The organism is Aureispira anguillae (genome assembly GCF_026000115.1).
GTDB classification, from domain to species: Bacteria; Bacteroidota; Bacteroidia; order Chitinophagales; family Saprospiraceae; genus Aureispira; species Aureispira anguillae.
This window is the reverse complement of the sequence record NZ_AP026867.1, coordinates 6,383,573-6,395,787: the sequence shown is the minus strand read 5'-3', so window position 1 is coordinate 6,395,787 and position 12,215 is coordinate 6,383,573. Positions and strand designations below refer to the sequence as shown.

Here is a 12,215-nt window from a genome sequence, read left to right as displayed (position 1 = left end):
CCAAATAATGCGCTTATGAGATTTTTATTTTTTATCACTTGTTTTTGCCTCTCTTCCTATTGCTTTTGCCAAGATACCATGAAGATTGATACATTAGAATATGCTACGATTACAACGGAAGAATACTGTGCCATATTCAATGACTCACTTATTAAGAGTCTTCATTCTAAAGCCTGTTTTTTTCGCAGTTATAACAACGATTGCTATAGCTTTGATGAACTCGTAACCATTGCTTTACTGAATAACACCTATTCTTTTAATGCGGAATTACTAAAAAGAAAAGGAATTGATCTTTGTGGCAGAGCTAATTATTTTGCTCCTAAAAATCAAATTTGGACAGCATACCATGACTACTTAGAGGGTTTTTGGGGCTGGCGAGATGACGACCCTAATGAGACTTCTTTTTTTTACAAAAAAGGATTAATTTGCTTAAAACCAGTTGGCAAAAAAGCCTTTCTACCTTTTTATAGACTAACTAGCCAAAAAAAAGATCTAAGACACTTGCATCAGCCCCTCCAACTGATCAAGAGTTTTGTAAAAGATGGAGGGATTCAAAGAGATTCCTTAATACGATTTTGTGAAGAAAACAGACCGATCAAAAACCTGTTTACTAATTTGGATCGTGCCATAAGCCATATAATCATTGTGGATGCTCAAAATAATGAAATTCCATCTAGCGAGCTCTACTTCCTTGAAAATGAAATCAATTCATTTTTTTCCGAAGAACAAAAACAATTTATTAAGCAACTTAAAGCAGGACAAACCTTCACCATAAGCCTAATTGTTGTTTTTACGGATCTAGTGTCAATCAGCACAGCAGAAACGGGTCCTCTTATTTATCAAGTTGTTGATTAAGTTCCATGCTTATTCATGGATTGATAAAACCACCATCGTTTGATTCACCAAAACATAAGCAATTTCGCCAAAAGTAAACGGTCCTGTAAATTTGCCTGAAAGTTTTCCTTTCATTCCTATATTGACATAATTTAACACGCAATTACAAGAACAAACCACACCAGAGGTATCCTCAGGCAAATCGCCACAAAACGCAGCATATAAATCGTCAATAGGCTTTGCAATGTGATACTCTCGGGTATTCAGAACAGGAGCAAAAAATGCCACCTTCCCAGTTTCTGCATCGACACTTTGAATACTCACATTAATAGAAGCCCCTGAGTAATCCGCCACAAGTGGTAAAGAAACATCTATTTCGTTTTTCACATAATAATCGGCAAGATTAGCAGGTTCTCCATTTATCCAACAATCTGAACATGAAAAATCATCTTCCTTAAAGGTAATTTTATCCCCAAGCCCCTGCTCGTAGATATTAACAATGCTCAACTCACCATATTTGTCTGTAGGCAACTGGCAATGCAATACACAACCTTTGTCACTAAGAACCTCTCCTGTTTTTCCATTAATCACTTTGGGAGTTTTTGTTCCAATATCATCCAAATGCACCCCTGTAATCCAGCCCATTGTAGGCACATCAAACAAGGTAGGTTCTTCCCCTGTTTTTAAAGCATAGGTTTGATGAATCGATGAAAATGCGGGCAATAGAACATAGCTAAATCCATCTTTAAAACGATCTTCTAACATCGTTTTAGTAATTTGCTCCTCATTATAAACCTGAATTTTAGCCTGAGCAACTACCGCTGTAAAGTCAGTTACAAAAACTTGCTCTTGGTCAACCACTCCCCCTGATTCGCCGTTCATAAAATAAGGAATTGTTCCCCCTATCCAATCGCCAGTGTTCAGTTTGTTGAGCACTTCTTCTTCTCCAGCAATAACAAGAATATGTCCTGAATTTATAAGCTGATTGGTCTCCTGAACGGACATTAATTTATTTTCCATACTCATCAAGGGTATTTAGTAGTTTTCAAAAATAATTTTTAGGTCTTTTGCATACAATTTTTCATTCCTGCTACAATAAGCATGTAATTCTTCAATTGCGTCAGATAGCAGTATTTTTTCTATTTTGATGTTTGCTTTTAGGGAAGCAAGTTTTAGCTGCAAGGATAAACTCTTAAGTTTAGGTTCCTCCTTTTTTGTTAACAAATCCTCCCACTCTTGTTGATCTGTGTTTGGTACCATTTTTCATCTAGATTATTTTATTAGTAGTCTATTAAATCTAATTCATTTTTTTGAGAATTCAAAAAAACAGAGCCCTTTAAAAACCGATAAAACAGCCTTAAATACATTGTATATTTACCCATAAAATATTAATCCATTTTAACAGGAAGAATATCGCCATCAGGTGTTAGCCAAAAGTGTTCTTTTTTGGGCAAACTAGGGTCTTTTATCGCTATTTGTATTTTCATATTATACATAAACTGTATAGCAGGCTCCAAAATTGTAGGGTTTATCACAATATCAAATTGATCATAGGCTACCTTATCATAATACATCGTTTTGGGCTTATACATATCTAATACTTTTCCTTTTTCTGGCGTTCCACCTAAGGACACATTAGAGAATGCATTGTAACTAGAATAGCGATCTAGCGGAAAGCTCACACTTTTGTTCTCTGCCACAATACGATAACCACTCTCCAAATCAACCCCCAACTTCTCAACATAGAGTTCAATCTCTTTAACCAAATGATCCACTGCTTTTTCTCGCATTTCAACATAAACCGCCTCTTGATTATCCACAAAATAATCTACTTTTACTAAGTCAAAAATTTCATATTTTGCTGCAACCGCCATGATTTTAGTCATCATGCTAGCCTCTTTATATTTGATGTGAACATTTTGTTGCATTTCAAAGCCTTTGGGCACTTCATTGTGTGTTTTAGAAAAAAGCTTTTTTTCTTTTTCGTATTCATACAAAGGAACAAAGGTAACCATGTCTAAGTAAATCGCATCCTTAGGCACCCCAACGGATTGCAACTCTTGGGCAAATCCATTGTATCGATCGGTTAATATTTTATTGGTTTCTTCTACCGTTTTGCCCATTTGAGTCAGGTTAAAAATAGCAACATAATTATCTGCTTTTTGGTTGCTTAACAACTGAACATCTAACTCTACCATCCGTCCCCCTGTCATTCGAGCCTGTGGCAATACATCTTGAGGCACTTGATGATTAGGACTATAATCATTATTATTATAATTAACATTTCCTAAAGATCGATTGACATTCCCGCTTTTTTGAGCCGTTCCTGCTACATTAAAAAGGATACAACATGCTAAAATCAATAAATTACAGTGCTTGAAGGATTGGTAATTCATAAAGTTATTTTTAATAAAGTTATTGAGGATTTATTTCCTGATAATAGGTCCTAGTGCTCTACTATTACGTTTAAGCTTTTGGGCTCTATCTTGGGGAGTATTATTCCATTTTAAAATACAGAGAAAAGATCAATTATACTATTTTTAGCTTAGAATAATTCCGTACTTATTCCACAGAAAGCTTTTAATTAAGAAACTATATTTGGCTGCCTTTGGTTGAAAAACAATAAAAAGAACCATTCAATGTAGAATGAGTAGTGTCTTTTTTGACATTCGATAAAGAAAAAGCTAAATTTGTACTATTCATTAATAATATAGAAATAACCAACTAGCTTTATGGTAATTGAAGCATTTGATAAAGTAAAAGAAATAAAAGAGGCTATCGAAGCCACTACAATTGATAATAAAGAAGCCTTAGAAGCTTTTCGTATCCAGTATTTGGGCACCAAAAATATCATTAAGCCTTTATTTGGGGCGATTCGTGATATTCCTAATGAGCGCAAAAAAGAATATGGGCAATTACTCAACGTGGTCAAGCAAGCAGCAGAGGCTAAATTTAATACTGTTAACCAACAATTAACGGCACAAGCAGCCAATCAGGTAGAAGAAATTGACTTAACGGCTCCTGCTGAGGCATTAGAATTAGGTTCTCGCCATCCTGTCTCTTTAGTACTCAATCAAATGATTGAAATTTTTGATCGCCTTGGTTTTACCGTTGCAGAGGATAGTGAAATAGAAGATGACTGGCACAACTTTACGGCGTTGAACACCCCACCAGATCATCCTGCTCGTGATATGCAGGATACCTATTATATTATGAACGATCCTAGCCGTTTGTTGCGTACGCATACTTCTTCTGTTCAATCTCATGTTATGATGAACCAGAAGCCTCCTATTCGCATTATAGCGCCTGGTCGTGTTTATAGAAATGAAACCATTTCATCTAGAGCTCATTGCCAATTTCATCAAGTAGAAGGTTTGTATATTGCCGAGAAGGTAAGTTTTGCAGATTTGCGTCAGACCATTTACTACTTTGCCAAAGAGATGTTTGGTGCTACTAAAATTCGCATGCGCCCTTCTTTTTTCCCATTTACAGAGCCAAGTGCTGAAGTAGATGTATGGTGGGGTTGCGAGACAGAAACCGATAAACGCATAACAAAAGGAACGGGATGGTTAGAAATCTTGGGTTGTGGTATGGTTGATCCTGCCGTTTTAACCAACTGTGGTATTGATCCTGATAAATATTCTGGTTTTGCTTTTGGAATGGGCGTTGAGCGTATTGCCATGCTCAAATATCAGATTGATGATATTCGTTTATTATTTGAAAATGATGTTCGATTCCTAAAACAATTTAAGAAAACCGCTATTTTTTAATTATATTGTTCAACTATGCATCTGTTTTTATCCCTTGGAATTGCCTTTCTATGTTGCGTTGCTTGCAACAGGACACCTGATATTGCCCAAAACACACCAGAAGAAGCAGTACGGGGACTTTTTGACGCTCTAAAAGCAAGTGATTTTGAAAAAGCAAAGCACTATGGAACAATCTCTACCAAAGAGTCCATTCAAAACTTCGCTACTAATCTAAAGATGATTAATGAAGAAGAGAAAAAGGCGCTGCTTGCCCCTTTTAAAATGGAGATTTCTAAGGTAGATTGTTCTGAACAAGAAGGTACTACTATCTGTAAACTTTGTTGTAGTGAAGATGATATTGCAATAGAAATGATTCAACAGGATGATAAGTGGTTTGCACAAATGGAATTTGCTTTTTAGTAGACTAAACAACTAAATATAATCACCCAACTAAAATATAATCAATGAAAACGATATGCTTTATTGCCATCTTATTTGGACTTTATGCACTTACTAGTTGTGAATCTATAGGAGGGAACAATGAACCTGCTCGTTCGCCCGAAGAAACGATGAACGGTTTTATTGAAAAAATAAAAGCCAATGACTTTCAAGGTGCCAAAGAATTTACTTCCAATACGACAGATGCCGTAATGGATTTTATGAAAACACGCATTGAGATGCTTAAGCAAATGAACAAAGAGGATCAAATTGCTGCGCTGTTTGGAGGCATTGATTTAAGCCAAAATATTAAGATCACTTGCAAAACAACAAGTGAGGACAAAACAACTTGCAATTGTTGTGAAGAGATTACAGAGAATTGCAAAGATATTGTCCTAATAAAAGAGGGCGGCAAATGGTTGATTGACCAGCCTAAAGAATCAACTGTTGAACAATAAACCAACGCTCCACTTCATCAAGAAAGGACTACTGTTGACAGTAGTCCTTTCTTGCTTCTACCTATCTTGTAATCCCTCTCCCAACCTTGTCTCCTCCAAAAGAATAACAAGTACTACAAAATGGGACAGCACTAGCCCCAACCCCATTCAGTATTTGCTTTTTGGCAGCAAAAACAAGACTATTTTTAGCCCCGATACCTTATCAGAATTTGAATTGCAACAATTAAAGGATGGAGATATTCTTTTGCGTAAGGGGCATGGAGCAATGAGCGACTATATCGCTGATTTTTTACAAGAAAAATATCCTGTTACCCATTGTGCATTTCTTATTCAAACCAATAGTGCTAGCCCCAAAGTCTTGCACACGCTTTCTAACAATACAACAAATGGAATGCTTGTAGAGCCGTTAAGCAATTATTTACAGCAAAGTCAAAAGAATAGTCTAGTGCTTGTTCGGCTTAAATATGATGCTAAAAAGGTGGAAGAGGTGCTAAGTCAAGCCAATCGCTTACTGATTCAACAAGTTCCTTTTGATCTAAGTTTTGATGATGGCAATAGTAAATCCCTTTATTGTATTGAAATGATGCGAGATATTTTTTTAACGGTATTTCAAGAAGATTTGCTCCCCAAACGAACTGCTAAAAACACCATTGATGTATTAAGTATGGACAATTTTTTTGATAGTACTCATTTTGAGCTTATTTTTAACCATTTTGAGCTTAATAATAATTAAAAACCGAATCATGAAAGTCACTTTTTTAGGTACGGGAACTTCACAAGGCATTCCTGTGATTGGTTGTGATTGTGAGGCTTGTACTTCCTCTGATCCCAGAGATAATAGACTACGTGTTTCTATACAAATAGAAGTAGAAGGAAAAACAATTGTTGTAGATGTAGGACCTGATTTTCGTCAACAAATGCTTAGAGCGGGTACGGAACAAATTGATGCAATATTAATTACTCATGAACACAGTGATCACATTGCAGGTTTAGATGACATCCGTCCATTTAACTTTAGGTATGAAATGGATATGCCTATTTATGCTACTGCTGCTGTTCACAAAGCCCTTACCCAACGATATGCTTATATATTTGAGGCCAGCTACCCTGGAGTTCCTCAAGTACAACAACAACTGATTTCTAAAGACAGGAGTTTTTCCGTGGCGGGCATTCCAATTATACCAATAGAAATTCTCCATGGTCAACTTCCTATTTTAGGGTTTAGAATTGGGGATTTTGCCTACCTTACGGATTTTAAAACCATAAGTGAAACCGAAGTTATTAAGTTAAAAGGGGTAAAAACCTTAGTCATTAGTGCCTTGCAACATCACCAACACCATTCCCATTCCACCCTAAATGAGTCCATCCATTTTGTGCAACAACTTGGCATTCCCAAGGCATATTTTACACACCTAAGCCATAAAATGGGACCTCATAAAGCTATAGAACAATTATTACCTTCAAATATAAAAATTGCTTATGACGGTTTAATAATCAACCTATAACAAGCTAAACTATTTTGCATTTTTTAGCGACCGAGTACTTAGGAAAGTTATCAAAAGAAAACTTATTTTTGAAGTAAGAAATCGCTTAATGAAACCAATTTCATGCCTTTTCTGTTCTATCAATACCCATCGAATCATTATACAACCCATTATTTATTTTATATTATTCATTCTAGTTTAACACAAACATCAGACAATTCAAGATGAGTACAACAACCAACCAGCCGACTTCTATTCTAAATCGTATAGCCCAAGTGTTATATGGTTTATTCCTATTAATAATTGCTCCCGTTTATCTCTATATGAATATGCCTGTCCTCAATATGTGGTTTGCAGGCTTGCCTGTAGGGATCTTTTTTATTGCCCTAACCGTTATGGTTATTGAATTGCGGGTAATTAACAAACGAAAAACAATTTTATTTAAACTCTCTATACTTACAGCAGTACTTACGGTACTCTATATTATGGTCATCAGTATTGCTACTTGGGAAGGTTTTCGAGCAACTGCTTATCATGAATTAATTGGCGAAATTAAATTAAGTGAGAACTTCGCCGCCGAAATTCCGCCCGTTGATTTAGATAAAATTCGTATTATCGACCAACAGGTGGCACATCGTTTGGGAGATAAAGTATTGGGGCAAGAATTACCAGGACAAGAACGTACCTTAGGTAGTCAAGCCTATGTAGGTGATTTTAGAATTCAAAATGTCAATGGTGAATTATTTTGGGTCGCTCCTTTACTACATTCTGGATTTTTTAAATGGTTTAATAACCGTTCGGGGACTCCTGCTTACATCAAAGTATCGGCTACTTCCGATCCACAAGTAGAGTTGGTCAGCAATGTTAAGGTCAAATATCAGCCAGAAGCTTATTTTGGTAGCAACTTACATCGCCATCTTTATCTTCACGGCTACCTAACAACAGGATTAACAGATTATACCTTTGAAATTGATGATGAAGGAACCCCCTACTGGGTGGTAACACTTTATACCCATGAAGTTGGTTTTAGTGGTATGAATGCTTATGGTGTTGCGGTTGTGAATGCAGAAACAGGAAAAATTGATGAATACACCCCAGAAACAGCCCCCAAATGGATCGACCGCATTCAACCGATGGAAATGGTACAAGAACAATTAGAATATTGGGGAGAATACATTCATGGTTATTGGAACTTTTCTAATTTAGACAAAAAAACAACCACTAAAGGAATGTCCTTAGTTTATGGCAAAGATGAACAATCTTATTGGTATACAGGATTGACATCAGTAGGGCAAGAAGAAGGAACCATTGGTTTTGTATTGGTCAATACTAGAACAAAAGAAACCACTCGCTACAAACAAGTAGGTGCAACAGAAGAAGCCGCTCGCCGTTCTGCAATGGGAAAAGTACAAGAAAAAAAGTATGTTGGATCTTTCCCTATTTTATATAATATTAATGATGTTCCTACCTATGTTTTATCCTTAAAAGATCAAGCAGGGTTAATCAAAATGGTGGCCATGGTTTCTGTTCGTGATCATTCCATTGTTGGAGTTGGAGAGACACTTGAAGAAGCGTTGCGTTCTTATAGAGGAGGAAAAGTAGTAGACAAAAAAGAGGGGATTTACGCCACTTATGGTCATGTTCAACGCATTCAATCAAGTCTCATTGATGGGAAAACCTATTATCACTTCACCTTAGACAATGTTCCCAACAAGATCTTTTTGGGCGAATCAATCGTTTCTAACGAATTTCCCCTAACAGAAGTTAGCGACTCCGTTATGGTAGCTTATGACGATGCTAGAGATGCATTAATTTCCGTTGCTAAATTTGACAATTTAGACCTAAAAACCAGCATTACGACTACCCCTAAATTAGCAGAATAAAAGCAGCATTTAGGTTTATTAAAAATAAAAAAACGCCATTCAAAATTGAATGGCGTTTTTTATTTATTAGACAACCTTTTTATAAAAACTATAAGGTTTGTTTCACTTCTTTAATGTCATAAATCTCAAGAACGTCTCCTTCTTTCAAGTCGTTGTAGTTTTTCAATGTAATACCACACTCAAAGCCATTCTTAACTTCTGATACACTGTCCTTGAAACGACGTAAACTAGATAGTTCACCGTGTACTCCTTCTTTTTTCGGGTATTCAACAATACCATCACGGATCACTCGAACATAACTATTTCTAGTAACCTTTCCTTCCTGAACAAAACATCCTGCAACAGCACCGACCTTAGAAATTTTAAATACTTGTTGAACATCAACCATACCTGTAATTTCTTCTACTTGTTTAGGCTCTAACATTCCTTCCAAAGCAGATTTAATTTCATCAATGGCATCGTAGATAATAGAGTAAGTATTAATTTCAACCCCTTCATTTTCCGCTAAGCGTTTTGCCATAGGATTCGGACGAACTTGGAAACCAACAATAATCGCATTCGAAGCTGCGGCTAAGTTTACATCTGACTCGGTAACAGGTCCAACTGCTTGATAGATAATATTGGTCTGAACTTGATCTGTAGACAATTTGAGTAAAGAATCAGACAATGCTTCAACAGAACCATCAAAATCACCTTTAACAATAAGGTTAAGCTCACGGAAATTACCAATTTTGATACGATTTGTAATATCATCCAAGGTAACACGACGAGTTGCACGGATTTGCTGTTGACGAACTAAATTTGCTCGTTTACCTGCCAAATCTTTTGCTTCTTTTTCAGAGGCAAGTACATTAATGGTTTCCCCCGCTTGAGGAGCACCTTGAAGCCCCAATACCAAAACAGGAGTAGCTGGTCCTGCGCTCTTAACACGCTTGCCACGCTCATTGAACATCGCCTTAACTCTACCATAATGAGGTCCAGCAACCATAGCATCACCAACAGAAAGCGTACCATTGCGCACCAAGATTTTGGCAACATATCCACGTCCTTTTTCCAAAGAAGCTTCTAATACAGTACCGACAGCACGTTTTTCAGGATTTGCTTTTAACTCCAACATTTCAGATTCTAACAAAATCTTCTCTAAGAGCAAATCAATATTCAAGCCCTGCTTAGCAGAAATATCTTGACTCTGATATTTTCCTCCCCATTCTTCAATCAATAAATCCATTGAAGCTAGTTCTTGCTTGATTTTATCTGGGTTAGCCCCTTCTTTATCAATCTTATTGATGGCAAAAATAATTGGAACTTCAGCAGCCTGTGCATGACTAATCGCCTCCTTGGTTTGTGGCATAATGCTATCGTCTGCAGAAATGATAATAACCGCAACGTCCGTTACTTTGGCACCACGAGCACGCATTGCTGTAAAGGCTTCGTGACCAGGTGTATCCAAGAAAGTAATTGTCCCTTGATCCCCTACTTTTACCTCATAAGCTCCAATGTGTTGTGTAATACCACCAGCTTCACCACCAGCAACATTTGCTTTACGGATGCTATCCAACAAAGAAGTTTTACCGTGATCAACATGTCCCATAACCGTAACAATCGGTGAACGAGGGCTGTTATCTTCCAGTTCATCATCTTCAATTTGGTAATCTTTTTCCATTTGGTCTTCGGCAGATACGAACTCAACCTCATAACCAAATTCAATTCCCATCAATTCAATCAACTCTCTATCCATACGCTGATTGATAGAAACCATACGCTTTTCGTTCATACAAGCCATAATAATATCAGTTGCACTAATATTCATTAAGCTTGCCAATTCAGAAACAGAAATAAATTCTGTCACCTGAATTTTAGGCGCTTCTTCCGAGTTGTTTTCAATTTCACGCAAACGTTCTGCACGTTGCTCATCTCTCTCTTTACGAGAAGCACCAAACTTTTTCTTTTTACCACCACGACCACCTAAAAGGTTCATGGTAGCTTTCAGCTTATTGCCAATTTCTTTTTCATCAATTTCCTTACGTCTTCCCTTCTTCTTGCCTCTTTTTCCAGCATTAGCAGCTGGTTTATCTGGTTTTTTAAATACCTTTCTTTTGTTATCATCCGACGAGCTTTTGTTAGATGATGTTGAAGTAGTATTTTTATTTTGGTTAGACGACTCATTACCAGTTTTGTTATTACTAGTATTGCCATCGGTCTTAACTCTAGTACGTTTTCTACGTTTTTTCTGTCCTTGCCCACTATCAGACGAAGCCACTAAGTTTTTCTTCTTAGGATCAGAGTTGCCCTGTCCTTGAGCGCCTCTTCTATTGTCCTTCGTTTTCTTCTTGCGTTTAGGCTTAGAAGAAGCAATATTAATTTTACCTAGAATTTTTAACCCTTTTAGCTGAGGAGCATCTACTTTTATATCTAAGTCAGAATTTGAATCCTTATCCTTAGTTGGAGTATCCTTTTGCTCAGCAGGCACGATAACATCTTTAGCCACTTCTTCTTTAGGTGTTTCTTTTTTAGGATCAATGACCTCTTGTTTAGGTTCTTGCTGTTTTTCCACAACAGGTTCTTCGATCTTTTTAACTGGTTTTTGCTCAGGAGTATTTTTAGTTTCAACAGTTTTTTCCTTAGGAGGTTCAACAACATCCTTAGGCGTCACTTTTTCTACTGTTTTTTCTTCTTTAGGTTCTTGAACTTTTCTTCTCCCCTTTTTATTTTGGTTGTCCAAATTAATTTTTCCCAAAATTTTTGGTCCTGTCAATTGAGGTGCCTTACTTTCGACAGTATCCTGCTCTTCTTTTTTCTCTTCAACCACTTCAGGCACAGCTTCAACCACAGGAGTTGGAGTTTGCTCCACTACTTTAGGGGCATCCTGTACTTCTTGTTGTTGCTCTTCTTCTCCCTCTTCACTTTTTACTTTTTCTTTTAGCGGCTCTTCTTTTGTCTTTCTAGTACCAATCGTTATTTGATTGGCCTTTTCTTTAATAGCAATAGAGTTTTGAAAGTTTTTGGCGAGCGCATCATACATTTCGTCCGAAATCTTTGCAGTCGGTTTGTTGCTAACAGCAAAGCCATTGCCATTCAAAAACTCGACAATAGTTTTTGTTCCAACATTAAGTTCTTTAGCTACTTTGACTAAACGTTTTGACATCCTATAATTTTACGTTACTTTAAAATAAATAGCTCGTGTGACCTTAAAAAGAATCGTTTTGTGACAAAATACGAACTATAAATACTCCTTTTATTTAATTTTTTTAATATTAGGATTCAATACTCCTTTGCTGAAGAGCCCCCTGATAAGGGACGAGAACAATAGTTTAATAGGCATTTTCCGCAACTACTTATGCCACAAACTATTTAATTAAGTTACATCAT

At 36.6% G+C, this 12,215-nt stretch carries 11 protein-coding genes; 7 read left to right on the top strand and 4 right to left on the bottom strand.

Annotated features, from left to right (window positions below; genetic code table 11):
• The first annotated feature begins 15 nt into the window (after nucleotides 1-15).
• Entirely contained in the window at nucleotides 16-855 is an 840-nt protein-coding gene (locus AsAng_RS25025) for a hypothetical protein (protein WP_264789866.1), read from the top strand.
• 9 nt (nucleotides 856-864) lie between these two features.
• On the opposite strand, the gene AsAng_RS25020 is transcribed toward AsAng_RS25025, so the two are convergent.
• The 3 genes from AsAng_RS25020 to AsAng_RS25010 all read right to left on the bottom strand — a co-directional run bounded on the left by AsAng_RS25020 (nucleotide 865) and on the right by AsAng_RS25010 (nucleotide 3,230).
• A complete protein-coding gene (locus AsAng_RS25020; protein ID WP_264789865.1) occupies nucleotides 865-1,854 on the bottom strand; it encodes a DUF6976 family protein in 990 nt (329 codons plus the stop codon).
• A gap of 15 nt (nucleotides 1,855-1,869) precedes the next feature.
• Entirely contained in the window at nucleotides 1,870-2,094 is a 225-nt protein-coding gene (locus AsAng_RS25015) for a hypothetical protein (protein WP_264789864.1), read from the bottom strand.
• A gap of 128 nt (nucleotides 2,095-2,222) precedes the next feature.
• Entirely contained in the window at nucleotides 2,223-3,230 is a 1,008-nt protein-coding gene (locus tag AsAng_RS25010; protein ID WP_264789863.1) for an SIMPL domain-containing protein, read from the bottom strand.
• 336 nt (nucleotides 3,231-3,566) lie between these two features.
• Between AsAng_RS25010 and pheS the strand changes: the two genes are divergently transcribed.
• The 6 genes from pheS to AsAng_RS24980 all read left to right on the top strand — a co-directional run bounded on the left by pheS (nucleotide 3,567) and on the right by AsAng_RS24980 (nucleotide 8,846).
• Nucleotides 3,567-4,604, top strand: a complete 1,038-nt coding sequence (gene pheS, locus AsAng_RS25005; protein WP_264789862.1) for a phenylalanine--tRNA ligase subunit alpha — start codon at nucleotides 3,567-3,569, stop codon at nucleotides 4,602-4,604.
• 15 nt (nucleotides 4,605-4,619) lie between these two features.
• Nucleotides 4,620-5,003, top strand: a complete 384-nt coding sequence (locus AsAng_RS25000) for a nuclear transport factor 2 family protein (RefSeq protein WP_264789861.1) — start codon at nucleotides 4,620-4,622, stop codon at nucleotides 5,001-5,003.
• 44 nt (nucleotides 5,004-5,047) lie between these two features.
• Nucleotides 5,048-5,479 (top strand): DUF4878 domain-containing protein, encoded by a 432-nt coding sequence (locus tag AsAng_RS24995; RefSeq protein ID WP_264789860.1) that lies wholly within the window; start codon nucleotides 5,048-5,050, stop codon nucleotides 5,477-5,479.
• Nucleotides 5,469-6,212, top strand: coding sequence for a YiiX/YebB-like N1pC/P60 family cysteine hydrolase (locus AsAng_RS24990; RefSeq protein WP_264789859.1), 744 nt, complete (start codon nucleotides 5,469-5,471; stop codon nucleotides 6,210-6,212). Before AsAng_RS24995 ends, AsAng_RS24990 begins: the two co-directional genes overlap by 11 nt.
• A gap of 10 nt (nucleotides 6,213-6,222) precedes the next feature.
• Nucleotides 6,223-6,984, top strand: coding sequence for an MBL fold metallo-hydrolase (locus AsAng_RS24985; protein WP_264789858.1), 762 nt, complete (start codon nucleotides 6,223-6,225; stop codon nucleotides 6,982-6,984).
• Between the two features lie 203 nt (nucleotides 6,985-7,187).
• A complete protein-coding gene (locus AsAng_RS24980) occupies nucleotides 7,188-8,846 on the top strand; it encodes a hypothetical protein (RefSeq protein WP_264789857.1) in 1,659 nt (552 codons plus the stop codon).
• Between the two features lie 88 nt (nucleotides 8,847-8,934).
• Here AsAng_RS24980 and infB read toward each other — a convergent pair whose 3' ends face one another.
• Complete coding sequence (gene infB, locus AsAng_RS24975) at nucleotides 8,935-11,991, bottom strand: translation initiation factor IF-2 (RefSeq protein ID WP_264789856.1); 3,057 nt, start codon at nucleotides 11,989-11,991, stop codon at nucleotides 8,935-8,937.
• Between the last annotated feature and the right edge of the window lie 224 nt (nucleotides 11,992-12,215).